Here is a 21,045-nt window from a genome sequence, read left to right on the forward strand (position 1 = left end):
ATAATTGGCCTCAGTTGAGAATGACCACTGCCGGAAATTCCGAGAGCTTGGCTGAAGTGATGTGGGCCAGGGAGCGCACCACGTCCAGTGGCTGGTCCAGGCGGTAGTTGCCGGTGACAGCAACGCTGGCGAGTTTGTCATTGTTGTTGATGATCCAGCCGGGGTAATAGCGTCGCAGCTCCGCTAGAACCTCGCTCATCGGGCAGTTTTCGAAGATCAGCCGGCCCTGGACCCAGGCCAGTTCCTTATTGGCATCGAGCCTGGCCGGTTGACCGAAGCCCTTGGGGCCGATGCGGATGCTTTCACCGGCGCTCAGGCGGACCCGGGCGTTGCCAGACGTACTGCTCAGGTCGACATCCCCACGCTGGACCTGGACCTGGGCCTCGCCGTTCAGGTAACGCACGGCGAACGCGGTGTCGTTCACGCGGGCGCGCACCGGGCCGGCGTCTATTTCCAGGGGCGCGCCACGGCTGGCAACCACTTCGAAAAACGCTTCGCCTTGATACAGGCGGGCAATGCGCTGATGGTCATTGATGGTGCTGGAGAAGGCCGAGTTGGTATTGAGCAACACCTTGGAGCCGTCATGGAGTTGCAGGCGCTGACGCTCGCCGACCACGGTCAGGTGGTCCGCTTGCAGGCGCACCGGTAGATTGCTGAAGTTGAACAGCCCCAACAGCAACACGGCGGCGGTGGCCAAGGGTTTCCAGTGAGGTTTTATGCGGCGCCAGGCGCTGGGCTTGCGTGGCGCATTAAGGGCCACGGCGGCGCTGTGCACCGGCGCAGCGCCCCAGGCCGCCTGCGCTTTGGCGAAGGCCTCAATGTGGGCCGGATCGGCGGCCAGCCACGTCTGGAACTCGGCCTGCTGGCCAGGCTGTGGGCACTGCAACGCAATCAGCCAGTCGAGGGCTTGGTCCATGGCCGTATCTTGCAACACCTCATGAGCCAGATCATGGGGACGCAGTTTTTTCGGGTCCGTCACGGTGTTCCTCGGGTCTTCGCCACGTTTTATTCAATGTCTTACATAGTGGAGCGACAAGTCTGTCGGCTTGTCCTGACAAAGCTTAAGGGCGATCGAGCCGTTCAGCCACACCCACACAGATCGCCATGATCAATTTCAGTTCCTTTTGCACGGTGCTCAAGGACACTTCGAGCTGGTCGGCGATCTCCTGATAGCTGCAACCGTGCAGGCGACTGAGGATGAAAATCTGCTGCTGGCGGGCGCTCAACTGGCCGAGGCTGACGCTCAGGTGCTCCAGCAATTGTTCGGCGTGGGTCGCATCTTCAGGTGTGCTGAGGGGGGAGGCGACGCTTTGCAGGACCTCTATCGAGACACCTTCCTGCAGCGTTCGGGCCTGGATCCGACGCGAGCGCAGGTGATCCAGCGCCAGGTTACGCGCAGTCTGGAAGACGAACGGTTCGAGGTGATCAATCGGTCTCTCGCTAAGAGCTCGAGTGACGCGCAGGTAGGTTTCCTGCAGCAGGTCCTCGGCGGTGCTGTGGTTATTCACCATCCGCTGCAAGGTGCGCAGCAGAATCACCCGCTGGCTGAGGAAGACTTGATTGAAGCGAGATTGGCTCACACTGATACCAGACCGATTTGCAGCGAATGATAATGCTTATCATCAGCGAAAATGGCAAGTAGCAGAGTGTGTTGCAGATCATTGTGGCGAGGGAGCAAACGCCCTCGCCACAACAGCCCCTCTAACAGATCGCGGGTTATTCGGCGTTGCAGAGCGCCAGGCAGTTATCCAGCATGCGATTGGAGAAGCCCCATTCGTTGTCGTACCAGGCCAGCACCTTAAGCAACTTGCCGCTGGATTTGGTGTGGTTGGCGTCGAAGATCGACGATAACGGGTTATGGTTGAAGTCACTGGAAACCAGCGGCAGGGTGTTGTAACCGAGGACTTTCGAATGCTGGCTGGCTTCTTTGAGCAGGGCGTTGACCTCATCTGCCGACGCTTCGCGCTTAAGCTGCACGGTCAGGTCCACCAGCGATACGTTGATTACCGGCACACGCACGGCCATGCCGGTCAGCTTGCCCGCCAGTTCCGGCAGCACCAGGCCCACGGCTTCGGCCGCACCGGTCTTGCTCGGGATCATGTTCTGCGTGGCCGAACGGGCGCGGTACGGGTCGGTGTGGTAGACGTCGGTCAGGTTCTGGTCGTTGGTGTAGGCGTGGATGGTGGTCATCAAGCCGCTTTCGATGCCCAGCTCGCGGTGCAGCACCTGGGCCACCGGCGCCAGGCAGTTGGTGGTGCAGGACGCGTTGGAGATGATCTGGTGGGATTGACGCAGGATATCGTGGTTCACACCGTAGACCACGGTGGCATCAGCGCCCTTGGCCGGGGACGAGATGATTACCTTGCGCGCGCCAGCGGTAATATGGGCGGCGGCCTTGGCGCGGTCGGTGAACATACCGGTGCATTCGAATACTACGTCGACTTTCTCGGCGGCCCACGGCAGGTCGGCCGGGTTGCGAATGGCACTGACGGCAATCCGGTCGCCATTGACGGTCAGGCTTTCCTGATCGTGAGAGACCTCTGCATCGAAAGTGCCGTGGACGGTGTCGTACTTAAGCAGGTGAGCATTGATTGAGCTGTCACCCAGATCGTTGATGGCGACGATCTGCAAATCCTGACGATAGCCTTGGGTATAAAGTGCGCGCAGGACGTTACGGCCGATACGGCCAAAACCATTGATTGCGATTCTAAGAGTCATTTGAAAAGCGCCTGTCGTCGATTTGTTGTAAGAATTACAAGATTATTCGTATAAAAATAGAAAACAAGCCTTTTTAGTGGCAATATTTTGTTCATTCAACAACGAGTGACCTGAATCAACTGGTCCGATTGGTCAAGTAACACCCTGCCAAGCTCTTCGCGGCGGGCTTTTGACCAGCATAGGCACTCAGGTCGCCACATCCGTTAGCCTGGAGTTCTATACATGCATCCCCGCGTACTTGAGGTCACCGAACGGCTCATCGCCCGTAGCCGTGCAACCCGTGAGGCTTACCTTGCGCTCATTCGCGGCGCTGCCAGCGACGGTCCGATGCGTGGCAAGCTGCAATGCGCCAACTTTGCCCACGGCGTGGCCGGTTGCGGCACCGAAGACAAGAACAACCTGCGGATGATGAACGCCGCCAACGTGGCAATAGTTTCGTCATATAACGACATGCTCTCGGCCCACCAGCCGTACGAACACTTCCCCGAGCAAATCAAGACGGCCCTTCGCGAGATCGGTTCCGTCGGTCAGTTCGCTGGCGGCACACCCGCCATGTGCGACGGCGTGACCCAGGGCGAGCCCGGCATGGAGCTGAGCCTGCTGAGCCGCGAAGTGATTGCCATGTCCACGGCGGTAGCGCTGTCCCACAATATGTTCGACGCCGCGCTGATGCTGGGGATCTGCGACAAGATCGTTCCCGGCCTGATGATGGGCGCCCTGCGCTACGGCCACCTGCCGATGATCTTCGTCCCGGGCGGGCCGATGCCGTCGGGGATTTCCAACAAGCAGAAGGCCGACGTGCGCCAGCGCTACGCCGAAGGCAAGGCCTCCCGCGAAGAGCTGCTGGAATCGGAGATGAAGTCCTACCACAGCCCCGGCACCTGCACTTTCTACGGCACCGCCAACACCAACCAATTGCTGATGGAAGTCATGGGCCTGCACTTGCCGGGCGCGTCCTTCGTCAACCCGTACACGCCGTTGCGTGACGCCTTGACCCGCGAAGCCGCGCACCAGGTCACGCGCCTGACCAAGCAAAACGGCGCGTTCATGCCGATTGGCGAAATCGTCGACGAAAAATCCCTGGTCAACTCCATCGTCGCCCTCAACGCCACTGGCGGCTCCACCAACCACACTCTGCACATGCCGGCTATCGCCATGTCGGCGGGTATTCTATTGACTTGGCAGGACATGGCCGACCTCTCCGAGGTGGTGCCGACCCTCTCCCACGTTTATCCGAACGGCAAAGCCGACATCAACCACTTCCAGGCGGCGGGTGGCATGTCGTTCCTGATCCGCGAGCTGCTGGAAGCTGGCCTGCTCCACGAAGACGTCAACACCGTCGCAGGTTTTGGCCTGAGCCGTTACACCCAGGAACCGTTCCTGGTGGACGGCGAACTGGTCTGGCGCGAGGGGCCTATCGAAAGCCTCGACGAAACCATCCTGCGCCCCGTGGCTCGTGCATTCTCTCCGGAAGGCGGCTTGCGGGTGATGGAAGGCAACCTCGGCCGTGGCGTGATGAAAGTCTCCGCCGTGGCCCTTGAGCATCAAATCGTCGAAGCGCCGGCCGTGGTGTTCCAGGATCAACAGGACTTGGCCGATGCGTTCAAAACCGGCCAGTTGGAGAAGGACTTTGTTGCGGTGATGCGCTTCCAGGGCCCGCGCTCCAATGGCATGCCGGAACTGCACAAGATGACGCCGTTCCTCGGCGTGCTGCAGGATCGCGGCTTCAAGGTGGCGTTGGTCACCGATGGGCGGATGTCCGGCGCCTCGGGTAAGATCCCTGCCGCGATTCATGTCAGCCCTGAGGCTCAGCGTGGTGGTGCGCTGGCGCGGGTAAAAGATGGCGATATCATCCGCGTCGATGGCGTCAAAGGCACCCTGGAACTTAAGGTGGACGCCGAAGAGTTTGCAGCGCGCGCGCCTGCCACGGGCCTCTTGGGTAACAACGTGGGCGCAGGTCGCGAGCTGTTTGCATTTATGCGCCTGGCCGCAAGCTCCGCAGAGCAGGGCGCCAGCGCCTTTACTTCTGCCCTGGAGACACTCAAGTGAAACTGGCCCTGGTCGGTGATATCGGTGGTACCAACGCCCGTTTTGCGTTGTGGCGAGATCAGGAACTGCATTCGATCCGTGTGCATGCCACGGTGGATCACGCCAGTCCCGAGGAAGCCATCAAGGTTTACCTCAAGGAGGAAGGCCTGGAGCTTGGCTCCATCGGCGCGGTCTGCCTGTCGGTGGCGGGGCCGGTGAGCGGTGATGAATTTAAATTTACCAACAATCATTGGCGCCTGAGCAAAACGGCCTTCTGCAAAACCTTGCAGGTGGACGAACTGCTGCTGGTCAATGATTTCTCGGCCATGGCTTTGGGCATGACCCGTTTGCAGCCCAATGAATTTCGAGTGGTCTGTGAAGGCACGCCCGAGCCATTGCGCCCGGCGGTGGTGATCGGGCCGGGTACTGGGCTGGGTGTTGGCACCTTGCTGGACTTGGGTGCCGGCCGTTGGGCGGCGTTGCCGGGGGAGGGCGGTCATGTTGACCTGCCTTTGAGCAGCCCACGGGAAACCCAGCTGTGGCAACACATCTACAGCGAGATCGGCCATGTCAGCGCTGAAACCGTATTGAGCGGTGGCGGGTTGCCGCGTTTGTACCGGGCGATCTGTGCGGTGGACGGTCACGAGGCTGTCCTGGAAACTCCCGAGGCCATTACTGCCGCTGGCCTTGCGGGTGATCCGATTGCCCTGGAAGTGCTGGACCAGTTCAGTATCTGGCTGGGGCGTGTGGCCGGTAATAACGTGCTGACCACCGGTGGACGTGGCGGGGTGTACATCGTCGGTGGGGTGATCCCGCGGTTTGCCGACTTCTTTATCAGCAGTGGTTTCGCCAAGAGTTTTGGCGACAAGGGCTGCATGAGCGACTACTTCAAAGGCATTCCGGTATGGCTGGTGACCGCGCCGTATTCCGGGTTGACCGGTGCTGGAGTTGCGTTGGAGCAGGCATTTGCATAGCCCGCGATGAGGCCCGCAAGAACAACGAATTATCAAGCCCGTCCCATCCAAAACAATAAGGACGACCCCATGAGCGTAATCAGTAAATCCATTCTCCTCGTCGATGACGACGAGGAAATCCGCGAGTTGCTGCAAACCTACCTCAGTCGCGCCGGTTTCCAGGTGCGAGGCGTGCCCGATGGCGCGGGGTTTCGTCAGGCGATGAACGAGGCCCCGTGCGATCTGGTGATTCTCGACGTGATGCTGCCGGACGAAGATGGCTTCAGCCTCTGCCGCTGGATTCGCCAGCACCCGCGCCAGGCGCAGGTGCCCATCATCATGCTCACTGCCAGCTCCGACGAAGCTGACCGGGTGATCGGCCTGGAGCTGGGCGCCGACGATTACATCGGCAAGCCTTTCAGCCCTCGTGAGTTGCAGGCGCGTATCAAAGCCCTGTTGCGCCGTTGTCAGTTTGGCCAGGAGCGCGGTGGCGACGTGCTGGTGTTCGATGAATGGCGGCTGGACATGATTAGCCACCGACTGTTTCACCTGGATGGCGAAGAGGTGATCCTCTCCGGCGCCGATTTTGCCCTGCTCAAACTATTCCTCGATCATCCCCAGCAAATCCTTGATCGCGACACCATCGGCAACGCCACCCGTGGGCGCGACCTGATGCCTTTGGATCGGATTGTCGACATGGCCGTCAGCCGCCTGCGCCAACGGCTACGAGACACTGAAAAACCTCCACGGCTGATCCGCACCGTACGCGGTAGCGGTTACCAACTGGCGGCGTGTGTGGTTGCCGGCAATGCCCATTGAGCGACTGACCGACCTGCGTCGGCGGATTCCGGTACCGCGTTCGCTTTTGGGTCGCATGCTGCTGCTGACCTTGCTGGCGGTGCTGTTTGCCCAGGCACTGTCGAGCGTGATCTGGGTCTCGCAACTGCGCGCCACCCAGCTCGAAGGCCTGGTTACGAGCGCCCGCAGCCTGGCCCATTCGATGACCGCCAGCGTCAGCTATTTCCGTTCCCTGCCGGTGGCTTACCGTCCGTTGGTGCTGGACCAGTTGCGCAGCATGGGCGGCACCCGTTTTGTGGTGACCCTCAATGACAAACCCCTGGACATGGCGCTGCTGCCGCAAACCCCGCGCAAACTAGCGGTGTTGGATGCCGTGCAAGAAGTGCTGCGCCAGACCCTGGGCAGCGACGTGCATATCTCGGTGGAGTTTGTCAGCGCCGAGGACCTGCGCATCTTCAACGCCGGTTTGAAACTGGATGAATTGCCACGCTCCTGGGCCCATTACGCGCTGACGCTGGAACCGGTCAACCCACCGGTGCTGGTGACCCAGATCCAACTGGCCCAAGGTGAATGGTTGTATATAGCCTCGCTGTTGCCCGAGCCCTACACCAGCCTCGAAGAGCAAGGCCTGCCGTCCCAGCAAGTGTGGTTTATCGTACTGACCAGTAGTTTCCTGTTGCTGTTCATCGGTTTGCTGGTGCATTGGCAAAGCCGACCGCTCAAGCGTCTGGCGCGGGCGGCGCGGGACATGTCCCTGGGCGCCGATGTGGAACCTGTGGCCGAAGGTGGCGGCAGCGAAGTGGTGGAAGTGGGGCGCGCCTTCAACGCCATGCGCGAACGCATCAGCCGCTACCTCACCGAGCGCAGCCAATTATTCAGCGCCATTTCCCACGACTTGCGCACGCCCATCACCCGCCTGCGCTTGCGGGTGGAATTGCTGGAAGACGAAAAGCTGCAAGCCAAGTTCGGTCGCGACCTGGATGAACTGGAGTTACTGGTCAAGGGCGCGCTGCAATGCGTCAAGGACACCGACATCCATGAAAACATCGAGCCGGTGGACCTCAATCATGTACTCGACTGTCTGGTGGAGCCTTACCTGGCGCCCAACGGCAACGGTCGGGTGACCCAGCATGGCCGGGCGCTGGCGGCCTATCCGGGCAAGCCGCTGGCGCTCAAGCGCTGCATCGGTAACCTGATCGACAACGCCTTGAAGTACGGGCAGAACGCCCACCTGTACATTGAGGACGATGGCGCGGAGTTCATTTTGCATGTCGATGACGAAGGCCCCGGCGTGCCCGAGCAGCGCCTGGAGCAAGTCTTCGAACCGCACTTTCGCCTCGCCGGGCAGCAGCAGGGCTATGGTTTGGGGCTGGGCATCGCCCGCAATATCGCTCACAGCCATGGCGGCGAAGTAAGTTTGCAGAACCTGCGCGAAGGTGGCTTGCGCGTGACCTTGCAGTTGCCCCGTAGCCTGGACTGATACCTTGTTGCAGGGCAGGGTCAGACGCTCAAGCGCAACCGCGCCAGATCCCGCAACGGCGGCGCGCCAAACAGGCGGCTGTACTCGCGGCTGAATTGCGACGGGCTTTCATAGCCCACTCGATAGCCCGCTGCCGAGGCTTCCAGGCCCTCGGCAATCATCAAGCGCCGGGCTTCCTGCAAGCGCAGTTGCTTCTGATATTGCAGCGGGCTCATGGCCGTCATCGCCTTGAAGCGATGGTGCAAGGTCGAGACGCTGAGGTTCACTTCCTTGGCCAGGTCATCGATACGCAGCGGTTGTTCATAGTTGCCGTTCAGCCATTGGATAGCTTGGCTGACCCGATGGCTCTGACTGTTAGCCACGGCAATTTCATACAGCCGATAGCCGTGCGGGCTGCGTAGCAGGCGATAGAGAATCTCGCGGTTGATCAGCGGCGCCAACATGGCGATGTCTTTCGGTGAGTCGAGTAAACGGGTCAAGCGCAGTACAGCATCCAGCAGTTGGCTGTCGAGACGGTCGACATACATGCCACGGGCGGCGGGGCGAGTGGGTACGCCCATGGGGCCGGCTTCGGCGATCAAGGCGGTGATTTGCGCCGGGTCGATGTCCAGGCGAAGGGACAGGTTGGGGTTTTCCGGCGAGGCGTCAATGATGCGCCCGGACACCGGCATCGACACCGAAAACACCAGGTAATTGAGTGGGTCATAAGTGAAGGTCTCATCCGCCAGGCGCACTTCCTTGCTGCCGTGGGCCAGGATACACAGCGCTGGTTGGGCCAGCACCGGCATGAAGTCGCGGGGCGAGTTGTGCCGATTGAGCACGAATGAGTGGATGGCGGTGGCGTAGGAGCCGTCTTCGCAGGTGTGGCGCAGAACGATATCGGCCAGTTCCGCGCGCTGCTTTTCCATGTCGGGATCGAGGGGGGCAGGACGGTGTTCTGACGACGACATGGGGCAACCTCTTGGTGCTTTGACGATGGGCACAGCTTAAAGGCGCTTTCAAAGCAGTGTTACGCCGATTCTGCACAATCCTTGCCTGATCCTGCGATAAATCGTGAATCAGGCAAGTCGAGCGGCCGTAACCACTGCGTGATCCATGTGAAACAAGGCGCTCATGCCGGGCATAGAATCCGTGGCCTGCCCGTTACCTCTACGCATCTCGCAGGATTGTGCAATAAGCCTGCAGGAATCGACTAACCGCCCGTAGGGCAGCGCCGCTATCTTTGATCCTGTGGCAACACGCCCTCACAGTGCTTGCCGAGCATCACTTCTCAACGGGAGAGTCGAACATGTCCACCCCCATTCCCGCGAGCCATATGGCCTTTATCCGCGCCCGCACCGGGTGCAGCACCGAGCTGGGTGCACGCTTGAGCAGTTTGATCGAACCGGGCCGCCAGGCTCAGGGTTGCCTGCAGTTTTCGTTGCAGCATTCCCTATCGGAACCTGATGTGTGGTTGATCTCAGGCTTCTGGAGCAGCGAGCAGGCGATGAGTGCCTACTTCAACTCGCCAGCGCTGATGATCTTCACCGAGTTATTGAATGACGGGGTGGTTCGCAGCATGGACTTCCAGACCTTCATCGACACCTGCGCCGCCAGCGCCTACGGCGAATATCTGCAACTGGCTGGCTGAACGTCTAGAATGGCCGACTTTCCATTGGCCAGGACCTGCAACATGGCACGTAAAGAGTTTGCCCATCACGAAGCCGTTTCCGCCGTAGTACCGGGAGAAGGTGGCTACAGCGCTGCCGTCGCCGTCAAGGCCCTGGATGGCATGGGCGCGCCGCGCTTTCACACTATCCTCGAAGGGCAGAAGTTCAAGACCGCCGATGACGCCGACGACGCTGCCGCCCAGCAACTGGAGCGGTTGATCGACGTCGATGAAGAAGGTCAGTTGGCCTGGGCAACAGCTTCCTAAACCTTGGGTCGGTACATCTTGAACAAGGCCTCAGGCCCCAACTGAAAGTAATCCGCCGGCCCGCCGCCACGCAGAATAGGCTCGGCGGCGGCGGTGTCGTACACCCCATCCTTGAGCAGCCACTTGGCGATATGCACCGCGACCACTTCGCCGAGCACCAGCCAGCTTGGCACCAGTCCCTTATCCGCTCGTTGCAGCTGAATAATCTGCGTCACCTTGCATTCAAAGGACACCGGGCTCTCGCCCACGCGGGGCACGGCGATCACTTTCGAGGCTACCGGCGTCAGCCCGGCCAATTCAAACTCGTTGACCTCGGGTGAAACAGCCGCGCAACTCTGGTTCATCTGCTCGGCCAGCGGCCGCGTGGCCAGGTTCCACACGAATTCGCCGGTCTGCTCGATGTTGTTCAGGCTGTCTTTGCGCCCGACACTGGAAAAACCAATGATCGGCGGAATGTAGTTGAAGGCGTTGAAGAAGCTATAGGGCGCCAGGTTCAGGCGACCTTCGCTGTCCTGGGACGAAATCCAGCCAATCGGTCGTGGGCCGACGATGGCATTGAACGGGTCATGAGGCAGGCCGTGGCCGTTGGCGGGTTCATAGAAATGGATGTCGTCAGGCATAGCCGGGGTTCCTGCTGGGTGGTTCTGGGAAGGGCATCATAGTGCACCGTGGTTGAGTGTTCACCAATGAAAAGGGGCCGTGTCATCCACTGACACGGCCCCTTTTTTACAGCGAGCGAACCCTTAGTCTGTGGTAATCCGCGAATGCTTGCGAGTGTCCTTCATGGTCACATAGACGATCAGCGACACCGCAATACATGCGGTCACGTACCAGTAGTAACCGGTTTCCATGCCGATGCTCTTGAACCATAGCGCGATGTATTCAGCAGTACCGCCGAAGATCGACACGGTCAGCGCGTACGGCAGGCCAACGCCCAGGGCGCGGATTTCGGTAGGGAACAGCTCGGCTTTTACCACCGCGTTGATCGAGGTGTAGCCGCTGACGATGATCAGCGCCGCCATGATCAGGAAGAACGCCCCCCACCAGCTCTGGACGGTGTGCAGGGTGGTGAGGATCGGCACGGTGAACAATGTACCCAGGATGCCGAAGGCAATCAGGATCGGCCGTCGACCGACCTTGTCCGACAGCCCGCCGACGATGGGTTGCAGGCACATGAACAGAAACAGCGTCGCAGCCGAGATGGTGGTGGAGTCGGAGATGCTCATGCCGACGGTGTTCACCAGGTATTTCTGCATGTAGGTGGTGTAGGTGTAGAACGCCAGGGTGCCGCCCATGGTCAGGCCGACCACGGTCATCAGTTCCTTGGGATGGCGCATCAAGGTGCGCATGGCGCTTTCCTTGGACTTCTCTTTCTTGGTAAACGACTCGGTTTCTTCCATGCCGCGACGCAGGTACAGCGCGACCACTGCGCACAGGGCGCCGATGACGAACGGGATACGCCAGCCCCAGTCGTACAGTTGTTCGGTGGTCAGGGTCTGTTGCAGCACGATCAGCACGCCGAGGGCGATGAGCTGGCCGGAGATCAGGGTCACGTACTGGAAGCTGGAGAAGAAGCCGCGACGTTCCTTGGTTGCCATCTCACTCAGGTAAGTGGCCGAGGTGCCGTATTCGCCACCGACCGACAAGCCTTGCAGCAGGCGGGCGAAGACCAGCAGGATCGGTGCGCCGACACCAATGGTTTCATAACCGGGAGTCAGGGCGATGATCAGCGAGCCGAAGCACATCAGCAGTACCGAGGCCATCAGCGCCGCTTTGCGGCCCTTGCGGTCGGCGTACAGGCCCATCAGCCAGCCACCGATCGGGCGCATCAGGAAGCCCACGGCGAAGATCGCGGCGGTGTTGAGCAGTTGGGCGGTGGTGTCGCCTTTGGGGAAGAAGGCTTTGGCGAAGTAAAGAGAGAAGGCGGCGTAGACGTACCAGTCGTACCACTCGACCATGTTGCCGACCGAGCCGCTGAAGATCGATTTGATCCGGCTGGAAGTGGTGCGTTCTTTTGCCGGCGCAGCCGCCGACCCCAAAGGCAGGGAGTTGGAGTTATCCATTGAAGGATCCTTCATCTAATTGTTTTTGTGGAGCGCGCACAAGCGCCGCCTGTCGGGGCTATAGCAGGAGTTGTGCCAAACAGATGAAGGCCCGGTCTAGAAGGGTTGTAGGGTTTTATTGAGCGGAAAGTCGCTGATGAATAACTGGTAGTGAGCGAAAATCCGCTCACTCATCTTTCAAGAACGTCTCCCGTGCCAACCCATGCCGCTGCATCTTTTCATTCAGCGTGCGCCGTGGCAGTTGGAGTTCTGCCAGCACGGCTTTGATATCGCCTTTGTGCCGAGTCAGCGCGGCTTTCAGGCAATGGGCTTCAAACGCCTCTTGCTGCGCCGCCAACGATTGCCCGGCCTCGATGCCTTCCGGCTCCGGTTCACCGAGCCCTAGCACCCGGCGCTCGGCGACGTTGGCCAACTCCCGCACGTTGCCCGGCCAGTCATGGCTGAGCAGGTGGCCCAATTGCGGCCCGCTCAGTGGTGCAAAGCTGCGGCCCAGGCGTTCGGCGGCGTTTTGCGCGAAGTGTTCGAACAGCAGCGGGATATCTTCCCGGCGCTCACGCAACGGCGGCAGGCGCAACTGCGCGACGTTCAGCCGATAAGCCAAATCCTCGCGAAAGCGCCCGGCGCGGGCTTCGTCCAGCAGGTCCGGCTTGGTGGCGGCAATGATGCGCAGGTCCACCTTGATACTCTGGTTGGAGCCCAGGCGTTCCAGCTTCTGCTCCTGTAACACCCGCAGCAGTTTTACTTGCTGGGCGAGGGGCATGCTTTCGATTTCATCGAGAAACAGGGTGCCGCCGTCGGCGTATTCCAGCTTGCCGATGCGCTTGCCCTGGGCGCCGGTAAAGGCGCCGCTCTCGTGGCCAAACAACTCGGCCTCGAACAGTTGCTCGGGAATCGCGGCACAGTTAAGTGCTACAAATGGCTTCTTCGCCCGTGGCCCGAAATCATGCAGGCAACGGGCGACCAGTTCCTTGCCACTGCCGGTCTCGCCACGAATAAGCACATTGACCGGCAAGGTTGCCAGGTCCAGCACTTGTCGACGTAGATTCTGTAAGCCTCGGGACACGCCCAACAGGCTCGATTCCAACTTGGCGCGGTGATCGGCCTGTTGATGCAGGCGCCGGTTTTCCAGGACCAATCCACGCTTGTCCAGGGCTCGGCGCAGGCTGCTGAGCAGAGCCTCGGGGCTGAAGGGTTTCTCCAGAAAATCGTAGGCGCCGTCGCGCATGGCTTCCACGGCCATCGGCACATCACCGTGGCCGGTCAACAGGATCACCGGCAGGTCGGCATCACGGCGTTGCACCTCGGCCAGCAATTCCAGGCCGCTGAGCCCTGGCATGCGCACATCGCTGAGGATCACCCCAGGGAAATCCCTGGGCAATTGCGCCAGGCAGTCATCGGCACGGCTGAACAGCTGCACCTCAAAGCCTGACAGGCTCAGCCATTGCTCCACGGCCGTGCGGATGCTGGCTTCGTCATCCACCACAATCACTGCGTTCAGCATAGGTCCGGGGTCTCCAGGGCGATGGGCAGGGTCAGGGTAAATACCGCGCCGTCGCCCTGGTTGGCGGCGCTCAGGCGGCCACCGAGTTCGTGGACGATAGCGTACGACACCGCCAGCCCGAGGCCGAGCCCATCGCCCACGGGTTTGGTGGTGAAAAAGGGGTCGAATACGCTGTTGAGGTTTTCTTCGGCAATCCCGCCGCCGCTGTCGGTGACAGTCAGGTGCCACAGTTGTTGATCAGCGTGCAGGCGGATTTCCAGACGCTTGCGCGGTTTGTCGGCCATGGCATCGAGGGCGTTGCGCAGCAGGTTGATCAGCACCTGTTCCAGGCGAATTGCATCGCCGCGCACCCACGCCGGGCGGGTCAGGTCCAGCACTGTGCCGATGGCTTCGTCCCGCAGACGGGTGTCCAGCAAGTGCAGGGACTGATCCACCACAGTCGCCAGGTCCAGGCGTTCGCGCAAACCGCTGGGACTTTTACGGGCGAAGGTCTTGAGATGGCCGGTCAGAGCGGCCATGCGGGTGAGCATGTCGTCCAGCGGGGTCAGTGCCTTGTAAGCGTCATCGACGCGACCGTGATCCAGCAAGAGGCGCAAGGTGGCCAGTTGCATGCGCTGCGTCGTCAAGGGCTGGTTGATCTCATGGGCCAGGGCCGCGGACATCTGCCCCAGCGCTGCCAGCTTGGCCGACTGCACCAGCCCATCCTGGGCAGTGCGCAAGTCGCGGGTGCGTTCTTGTACCAACTGTTCAAGCTCTTCGCGGCTGCGTTGGCGCAGGCGAGCCAGGCGCCAGCGTTGAGTCAGGAACAGTAGCAGGAACACCAGCGCCAGCCACAGACCTGCAGCGGCAAGGCCGGCGTTGCGTTGGTCCTCGGCGGCAACCTGGGGTTTGCGCAGCAGATGCAAGGTCCAGCCTTCGGCCTTCAACGGCAGGGATTCCCACAGGTAATTGGCACTGCCCTCGGGGCTGTCGATGCGCATCAGGTGACTGTTGTCGTCGAAGCGCTGCAACGCCTGATACTCCAGGGGCAGCAGCTGTTTTTTGTCGTATTGCCGGGTGGCCTTGAGTTCCGCGTGGTCGCTGTCCGATAGCGGGCGCAAGGCGCGATACCGCCAGCCTGGTTGATTGGCGATAAACACAATGCCCCGTGCATCGCTGACCAGCAGCAGGTCGTTACCTTGGGCCCACTCGCGTTCCAGTTCCGGAAATTCCAGCTTCACCACCATGGCGCCGAGAAACTGCTCTTTCTCATCCAGTACCGCACTGGAGAGGAAGTACCCCGGAATACCGGTGGTGACCCCTACCGCATAAAAGCGTCCGGTGCCCTGGCTCAAGGTCTGGCTGAAATACGGCCGAAACGCGTAGTTGTGCCCGACATAACTGCTGGGCAGGTTCCAGTTGCTGGCGGCCACGGCCAGGCCGTTGCGGTCCATCAATTCCAGGGTGGATGATTGCGCGGCGCCGTTGATGCGCTCCAGCTTGCGGTTGAGCAAGTCTTGGGTGGCGGCGTCCAGCGGGCCTTTCAAGGCGCTGATCATTTCCGAGTCCAGGGCCAGCACGGCGGGCAGAGCGCGGTAACGTTCGATCAGGGTGTGCAGGGAGTTGGCATACAGCGCCAGCTGTTGATTGGCCCGGGCCGCGTCATCCACCAGGGCCTGGCGTTCGGCGTGGTGTATGGCCAGGGCGGCAGCCAGCACGGCGCCAGCGATGATCAGCAGGGAGTAGAAGGTCAAGCGCAATGGGCGGGGGATCGTGATCATACGAAGATGAGCATGCGCAATAAGGGCGAGCACCATAGCATGCGCAGCAAAGCTGTTGTGGCGAGCCCTCTCGCCACAGATGAGTGTGTGAGACATAAAAAAGGCGACCGGGCCATGCTGCCCCGGTCGCCTTTATCCTTGCCGTGAAATGCTTACTGCACTTCTACCGCCAGGCTTTCACTGATCCTTTTCTGCCAGATGGCAGGACCGGTGATGTGTACCGATTCACCCTTGCTGTCCACTGCAACGGTGACCGGCATGTCCTTGACGTCGAACTCGTAGATCGCTTCCATGCCCAGTTCGGCGAAAGCCACTACGCGGGATTTCTTGATGGCTTGTGCCACCAGATAAGCTGCGCCGCCCACGGCCATCAGGTACACGGCCTTGTGGTCCTTGATCGCTTCGATAGCGGTCGGGCCGCGCTCGGATTTGCCGATCATGCCCAGCAAGCCGGTTTGTTCGAGGATCTGGCGAGTGAACTTGTCCATCCGCGTTGCCGTGGTCGGACCGGCAGGCCCAACGACTTCATCGCGCACCGGATCAACCGGGCCGACGTAGTAGATAAAGCGACCCTTGAGGTCCACCGGCAGGGTTTCACCCTTGTTCAGCATCTCGACCATGCGCTTGTGCGCGGCGTCGCGACCGGTGAGCATCTTGCCGTTGAGCAGCACGGTTTCGCCCGGTTTCCAGCTCTGCACGTCTTGCGGGGTCAGGGTGTCGAGGTTGACGCGACGGGCCGACGGGCCGGCTTCCCAGACGATTTGCGGGTAGGCATCCAGCGGTGGCGCTTCCAGCGAAGCCGGGCCGGAACCGTCAAGCACGAAGTGGGCGTGACGGGTGGCGGCGCAGTTGGGGATCATGCACACCGGCAGCGAGGCGGCGTGGGTCGGGTAGTCCATGATCTTCACGTCGAGCACGGTGGTCAGGCCACCCAGGCCCTGGGCGCCGATGCCCAGTTGGTTGACCTTCTCGAACAGCTCCAGGCGCATCTCTTCGATACGGCTGGATGGGCCGCGCTTTTTCAGCTCGTGGATGTCGATGGATTCCATCAACACTTCCTTGGCCATCACCGCGGCTTTCTCGGCGGTGCCGCCGATGCCGATACCCAGCATGCCCGGTGGGCACCAGCCGGCGCCCATGGTCGGAACGGTCTTCAGAACCCAGTCGACGATGGAGTCGGACGGGTTGAGCATGGCCATCTTCGACTTGTTTTCAGAACCGCCGCCCTTGGCCGCCACGTCCACTTCCACGGTGTTACCCGGGACGATGGAGTAGTGAATCACTGCAGGGGTGTTGTCCTTGGTGTTTTTGCGCGCGCCTGCCGGGTCGGCGAGGATTGAGGCCCGCAGGACGTTTTCCGGCAGGTTGTAGGCGCGACGTACGCCTTCGTTGATCATGTCGTCCAGGCCCATGGTGGCGCCATCCCAGCGCACATCCATGCCCACGCGTACGAACACGGTGACGATGCCGGTGTCCTGGCAGATCGGGCGGTGGCCGGTGGCACACATGCGCGAGTTGATCAGGATCTGTGCCATGGAGTCACGGGCCGCTGGCGATTCTTCGCGCAGGTAGGCTTCGTGCATGGCCTGAATGAAATCAACGGGGTGGTAGTAGGAAATGAATTGCAGGGCGTCGGCAACGCTCTGAATCAGGTCGTCTTGCTTGATCACGGTCATGAGTCGCGCTCCTCTATAAGACGGGAACATTCAATAAAGGTGGCTTCAGTGGGGTGCATCGGTCGTCTGAAGACACCTTTCCAAGGCACGTCGGCAGGTAGTGCTGGGGTAGTGCTGACGCGACGCTAAAAAGGCGCGGCAGTATAACCCGGCGCGGTGGCTGATACACCCGACTATGGTCATGGATGCCGGGCCCGATTTACGGTAGGAGCGAGTTCGCTCGCGAAAAACGTGAATCTGGTGGGTTTCGTCAGGCACCCCGCGTTATCGTTAGCAACCATCGCGAGCAAGCTCGCTCTTACATTTGAGAACGTTCCATGCCTGAACTGCACGCCGGCGAACGCCACTGGTCGGTCCCCGCCGGCAGCAACCTGCTGGATGCCCTGAACCAGGCCGGTGTCGCCGTCCCCTACAGTTGCCGCGCCGGAAGTTGCCATGCCTGCCTGGTGCGTTGCCTGGGCGAGGTTCAGGACAATCAGCCTGGTGCGCTGAGCCCTGCGCAACGCCAGGACGGTTGGCGCTTGGCCTGCCAGTGTCAGGTCATGGGCGACGTGCAGATCGAAGCCTTTGACCCGCTGCGTGACGGTCTGCCGGCCGAGGTGCTGAGCGTTGATTGGCTGAGCCCGACGGTATTGCGGCTGCGCCTGCAACCCGAGCGCGGCCTGCGTTACCGGGCCGGGCAGCACCTGGTGTTGTGGGCCGGTGCGGTCGCGCGGCCCTATTCCCTGGCGAGCCTACCCCTGGAGGACCCGTTTCTGGAGTTTCACCTCGATTGCCGCCTGCCCGGTGAATTCAGCGATGCCGCCCGGAAACTCAAGGTCGGCGACAGTTTACGCCTGGGCGAACTGCGTGGTGGTGCGTTGCAATACGATCCGGACTGGCAAGCGCGACCACTCTGGCTGCTGGCCTCAGGTACCGGTTTGGGGCCGTTATGGGGTGTGCTTCGCGAGGCCTTGCGCCAGGATCATCAGGGCGTCATCAGGGTGATTCACCTGGCCCATGATGCCGAGGGCCATTATTTGGCCGAGCCCCTGGCGTTGCTGGCGGGCGCCCACCCCAACCTGACGGTCGAGCTATGGACGGCGGCTGAGTTGACGCAGGCTTTGGCGCAACTGCGGCTTGTTTCCCGGCAAACCCTGGCTTTACTCTGCGGGCACCCTTCCAGCGTCGAGGCTTTTTCCAAACGCTTGTTCCTGGCGGGGTTGCCGCGCAATCAACTGCTGGCCGACGTGTTCCTGCCCCGTGGTTGAACGCTGATTTTTATCTGCGAGACTTGCCATGACCGACGCCATCCTGCTGCAGCGCGAACGCGGGCTGCTGATTCTGCAGTTCAACCGCCCTGACAAGAAAAACGCCCTGACCCGCGCCATGTACAGCCAACTGGCTGACGCACTGGAACAGGCCGATGCCGATGTCACTATCAACGCGGTGCTTATCCAGGGCAGCAGCGAGTGCTTCACCGCCGGCAACGACATCGCCGACTTCCTCGAACAACCGCCCACCGACCTCGACAGCCCGCCGTTTCACTTTATGAAGAGCTTGCTCAACTGCCGTAAGCCGGTGATTGCTGCGGTGGCTGGCGCGGCGGTAGGCATTGGGACGACGATGCTGCTGCATTGTGATCTGGTGTACGTCAGCCGCGACGCCCGCTTGCGCATGCCATTCGTCAACCTGGGGCTGTGTCCGGAGTTTGGTTCCAGCCTGATCCTGCCGCGGCTGTTGGGGCATGCGAAAGCTGCCGAGTTGTTGCTGTTGGGTGAAGGGTTCACCGGTGAGCAGGCTGCCGCCTGGGGCATCGCTACTGAAGCGCTGGGCAGTGGTGAAGCGGTGCTGGCGAAGGCGAGGGCGGTGGCCGAACGTTTCGAAACCTTGGCCCCCGGTGCCGTGCAGATCAGCAAGCAACTGATGAAAAGCGTGGATCGCGAACAGTTGCGCAAGGTGATTGAAGAGGAGGGTGCGTTGTTTACCCAGCGGCTGAAATCGCCGGAAGCGATTGCGGCGTTGTTGGGGTTTATCAGCAAGCGCTGAAGGTGAGCACATCTTGTGACAAGTGGTATTGCTGTGGCGGAAAAGCAAAAAGCCCCGCCATTCACATGGCGGGGCTTTTGTTTTTCAGCGTGTCACTCAGACCATTGGGTCGCCAACGTGCAGGATCTTCATGCCGTTGGTGCCGCCGATGGTGTGGTAGCTGTCGCCCTTGGTCAGGATGACCCAGTCGCCTTTCTCCACGACACCGCGCTTGAGCAACTCGTCGATCGCGGCCTGGCTGACTTGCTCAGGCGGCAACGAAGCCGGGTCGAACGGTACGGTGTAGACGCCACGGAACATGGCCGCGCGGGCCTGGGTTTCGCGGTGCGGGGAAAACGCGTAGATCGGCACCGAGGAACGGATGCGCGACATGATCAACGGCGTGTAGCCACTTTCGGTCAAGGCGATGATCGCCTTCACACCGGGGAAGTGGTTGGCGGTGTACATGGCTGCCAGGGCGATGCTCTGGTCGCAGCTTTCGAACACCTTGCCGATGCGGTGGCTGGAGGTTTTGCTGGTTGGGTGCTTTTCAGCGCCGACGCAGATGCGCGCCATCGCCTGGACTGCTTCGAGCGGGTAGGCACCGGCGGCACTTTCAGCCGAGAGCATCACGGCGTCGGTGTAGTCGAGCACGGCGTTGGCCACGTCGGACACTTCGGCACGGGTCGGCATCGGGTTCTGGATCATCGACTCCATCATCTGGGTCGCGACAATCACCGCTTTGTTGTGGCGGCGTGCGTGCAGGATGATCTTCTTCTGGATGCCCACCAGCTCGGCATCACCGATTTCCACGCCCAGGTCGCCACGGGCAACCATTACGGCGTCGGAAGCCTTGATCAGGCCGTCGAGGGTTTCGTCATCGGCCACGGCTTCGGCGCGTTCGATCTTCGCCACCAGCCAGGCAGTACTGCCGGCTTCGTCGCGCAGTTGACGGGCATATTCCATGTCGGCAGCGTCGCGCGGGAAGGATACCGCGAGGTAGTCCACTTCCATTTCGGCGGCGAGCTTGATGTCGGCCTTGTCTTTCTCGGTCAGCGCTGGCGCGGTCAGGCCACCACCGCGACGGTTGATACCTTTGTGATCCGACAGCGGGCCGCCGATCAGCACGGTGCAGTTCAGTTCGGTAGCGGTTGCAGTGTCGACGCGCATGACCACACGGCCGTCATCGAGCAGCAGTTCGTCAGCGACGCCGCAATCCTTGACCAGATCCGGGTAGTCGATGCCGACGATGTCCTGGGTGCCTTCGGTCAGCGGGTGGCTGGTGGAGAAGGTGAACTTGTCACCGACTTTCAGCTCGATTCGCTTGTTGGCAAATTTGGCGATACGAATTTTCGGGCCTTGCAGGTCACCCAGCAATGCGACGAAGCGGCCATGCTTGGCGGCCAGGTCACGTACCAGCTTGGCGCGAGCCTTGTGCTCGTCCGGGGTGCCGTGGGAGAAGTTCAGACGGGCAACGTCCAGGCCAGCCAGAATCAGCTGTTCGAGGACTTCCGGCGAGTTACTGGCCGGGCCAAGGGTGGCGACGATTTTGGTACGACGGACGGACATGCACGGACTCCTGAGTTCAAGGACTGAGGAAGGCTACTATGCTCTTTGGTTGTAGTCATTGTTCGTTTGCACTACTTATCGGCGATTCACTTGTTTTCATCTGTTTGTATAAACGATCAATCTTGAAGATTTTTGCGCAGGGGTCGATACATTGCACAAGACAGGAGAACCCCCATGCGAATTGTGATCATTGCTGCCCTTGCCGTCAGTGTTGTCGGCTGCACCCGCTGGTCGATGGACCATCATTTGAACAACGCCTATCGTGCCTATGGCGTCGGCGACTGTGCGCGGGTCACCCTTGAGTTGTCCCAGGTCGACCGTGAGAGTCGCTCCCGTCGCTACGTGCAACCGGAGGTCTCGATGCTGCGCGGCCAGTGCCTGGAACGGCAAAAACTGTTTGTTGATGCGGTGCAAACTTACCAATTCATCATCAGCCAGTACCCGACCAGCGAATACGCGTTCCGCGCTCGTGCGCGACTGGATACCCTGCAGCAACTGGGGCATTACCCCGGTGCAAGTGCCGCGCAGCCTAGGCCAGCATCATTGTGATGATATTTGTCGTTTTATCGCTGGCCCC

Annotated in this window: 19 protein-coding genes; 9 read left to right on the forward strand and 10 right to left on the reverse strand. The window is 60.9% G+C overall.

Annotated elements, in window-relative coordinates:
• Positions 1-10 precede the first annotated feature (10 nt).
• The 3 genes from ACZRKZ_RS11695 to gap all read right to left on the reverse strand — a co-directional run bounded on the left by ACZRKZ_RS11695 (position 11) and on the right by gap (position 2,718).
• Positions 11-979: a FecR family protein gene (locus ACZRKZ_RS11695; RefSeq protein WP_463981663.1), complete on the reverse strand. Its 969-nt coding sequence runs from the start codon at positions 977-979 to the stop codon at positions 11-13.
• An 82-nt stretch (positions 980-1,061) separates the two neighbouring features.
• On the reverse strand, positions 1,062-1,580 hold the full coding sequence (locus tag ACZRKZ_RS11700) for an RNA polymerase sigma factor (protein WP_463981664.1): 519 nt from the start codon (positions 1,578-1,580) through the stop codon (positions 1,062-1,064).
• Between the two features lie 136 nt (positions 1,581-1,716).
• On the reverse strand, positions 1,717-2,718 hold the full coding sequence (gene gap / locus ACZRKZ_RS11705; protein WP_149411935.1) for a type I glyceraldehyde-3-phosphate dehydrogenase: 1,002 nt from the start codon (positions 2,716-2,718) through the stop codon (positions 1,717-1,719).
• 222 nt (positions 2,719-2,940) lie between these two features.
• Here gap and edd point away from each other — a divergent pair, with 222 nt between their 5' ends.
• From edd to ACZRKZ_RS11725, 4 genes are all read left to right on the forward strand, one after another.
• Complete coding sequence (edd, locus tag ACZRKZ_RS11710; RefSeq protein ID WP_463981665.1) at positions 2,941-4,767, forward strand: phosphogluconate dehydratase; 1,827 nt, start codon at positions 2,941-2,943, stop codon at positions 4,765-4,767.
• Entirely contained in the window at positions 4,764-5,720 is a 957-nt protein-coding gene (locus ACZRKZ_RS11715; RefSeq protein ID WP_463966951.1) for a glucokinase, read from the forward strand. The genes edd and ACZRKZ_RS11715 overlap by 4 nt, the downstream gene beginning before the upstream one ends.
• 69 nt (positions 5,721-5,789) lie before the next feature.
• Positions 5,790-6,518: a response regulator gene (locus ACZRKZ_RS11720; RefSeq protein WP_463966950.1), complete on the forward strand. Its 729-nt coding sequence runs from the start codon at positions 5,790-5,792 to the stop codon at positions 6,516-6,518.
• Positions 6,508-7,977: an ATP-binding protein gene (locus ACZRKZ_RS11725; RefSeq protein ID WP_463966949.1), complete on the forward strand. Its 1,470-nt coding sequence runs from the start codon at positions 6,508-6,510 to the stop codon at positions 7,975-7,977. The genes ACZRKZ_RS11720 and ACZRKZ_RS11725 overlap by 11 nt, the downstream gene beginning before the upstream one ends.
• Before the next feature lie 20 nt (positions 7,978-7,997).
• Here ACZRKZ_RS11725 and ACZRKZ_RS11730 read toward each other — a convergent pair whose 3' ends face one another.
• Positions 7,998-8,927, reverse strand: coding sequence for an AraC family transcriptional regulator (locus ACZRKZ_RS11730; RefSeq protein WP_463966948.1), 930 nt, complete (start codon positions 8,925-8,927; stop codon positions 7,998-8,000).
• Positions 8,928-9,265: 338 nt separating this feature from the next.
• On the opposite strand from ACZRKZ_RS11730, the gene ACZRKZ_RS11735 reads away from it, so the two are divergent.
• Both ACZRKZ_RS11735 and ACZRKZ_RS11740 read left to right on the forward strand, forming a co-directional pair.
• Positions 9,266-9,607 carry an antibiotic biosynthesis monooxygenase family protein gene (locus ACZRKZ_RS11735; protein WP_463966947.1) on the forward strand — a complete coding sequence of 114 codons (342 nt, stop codon included), beginning with the start codon at positions 9,266-9,268 and terminating at the stop codon, positions 9,605-9,607.
• Positions 9,608-9,616: 9 nt separating this feature from the next.
• Complete coding sequence (locus tag ACZRKZ_RS11740; RefSeq protein WP_133099617.1) at positions 9,617-9,892, forward strand: hypothetical protein; 276 nt, start codon at positions 9,617-9,619, stop codon at positions 9,890-9,892.
• Here the strand turns inward: ACZRKZ_RS11740 and ACZRKZ_RS11745 are convergent.
• The 5 genes from ACZRKZ_RS11745 to ACZRKZ_RS11765 form a co-directional block, all read right to left on the reverse strand.
• A complete protein-coding gene (locus ACZRKZ_RS11745) occupies positions 9,889-10,512 on the reverse strand; it encodes a flavin reductase family protein (RefSeq protein WP_149411943.1) in 624 nt (207 codons plus the stop codon). The two genes, ACZRKZ_RS11740 and ACZRKZ_RS11745, sit on opposite strands and share 4 nt — an antisense overlap.
• 123 nt (positions 10,513-10,635) lie before the next feature.
• Complete coding sequence (locus ACZRKZ_RS11750; RefSeq protein WP_149411945.1) at positions 10,636-11,955, reverse strand: MFS transporter; 1,320 nt, start codon at positions 11,953-11,955, stop codon at positions 10,636-10,638.
• A gap of 166 nt (positions 11,956-12,121) precedes the next feature.
• Positions 12,122-13,456, reverse strand: a complete 1,335-nt coding sequence (locus ACZRKZ_RS11755; protein ID WP_463966945.1) for a sigma-54-dependent transcriptional regulator — start codon at positions 13,454-13,456, stop codon at positions 12,122-12,124.
• Positions 13,450-15,216: an ATP-binding protein gene (locus ACZRKZ_RS11760; RefSeq protein ID WP_463981666.1), complete on the reverse strand. Its 1,767-nt coding sequence runs from the start codon at positions 15,214-15,216 to the stop codon at positions 13,450-13,452. Before ACZRKZ_RS11760 ends, ACZRKZ_RS11755 begins: the two co-directional genes overlap by 7 nt.
• Positions 15,217-15,368: 152 nt before the next feature.
• Positions 15,369-16,892: a fumarate hydratase gene (locus ACZRKZ_RS11765; RefSeq protein WP_463966943.1), complete on the reverse strand. Its 1,524-nt coding sequence runs from the start codon at positions 16,890-16,892 to the stop codon at positions 15,369-15,371.
• A gap of 317 nt (positions 16,893-17,209) precedes the next feature.
• On the opposite strand from ACZRKZ_RS11765, the gene ACZRKZ_RS11770 reads away from it, so the two are divergent.
• Both ACZRKZ_RS11770 and ACZRKZ_RS11775 read left to right on the forward strand, forming a co-directional pair.
• The gene (locus ACZRKZ_RS11770) at positions 17,210-18,142 is read left to right on the forward strand and encodes an iron-sulfur-binding ferredoxin reductase (protein ID WP_463981667.1); all 933 of its coding nucleotides are present in this window, start codon (positions 17,210-17,212) and stop codon (positions 18,140-18,142) included.
• Between the two features lie 28 nt (positions 18,143-18,170).
• Entirely contained in the window at positions 18,171-18,920 is a 750-nt protein-coding gene (locus tag ACZRKZ_RS11775; RefSeq protein ID WP_463981668.1) for an enoyl-CoA hydratase-related protein, read from the forward strand.
• 96 nt (positions 18,921-19,016) lie between these two features.
• On the opposite strand, the gene pyk is transcribed toward ACZRKZ_RS11775, so the two are convergent.
• Complete coding sequence (gene pyk / locus ACZRKZ_RS11780; RefSeq protein WP_133099608.1) at positions 19,017-20,468, reverse strand: pyruvate kinase; 1,452 nt, start codon at positions 20,466-20,468, stop codon at positions 19,017-19,019.
• 174 nt (positions 20,469-20,642) lie between these two features.
• Between pyk and ACZRKZ_RS11785 the strand changes: the two genes are divergently transcribed.
• Positions 20,643-21,017: a tetratricopeptide repeat protein gene (locus ACZRKZ_RS11785; RefSeq protein ID WP_463966940.1), complete on the forward strand. Its 375-nt coding sequence runs from the start codon at positions 20,643-20,645 to the stop codon at positions 21,015-21,017.
• Positions 21,018-21,045: the final 28 nt, after the last annotated feature.

It is taken from the genome of Pseudomonas sp. c313, from assembly GCF_055407145.1.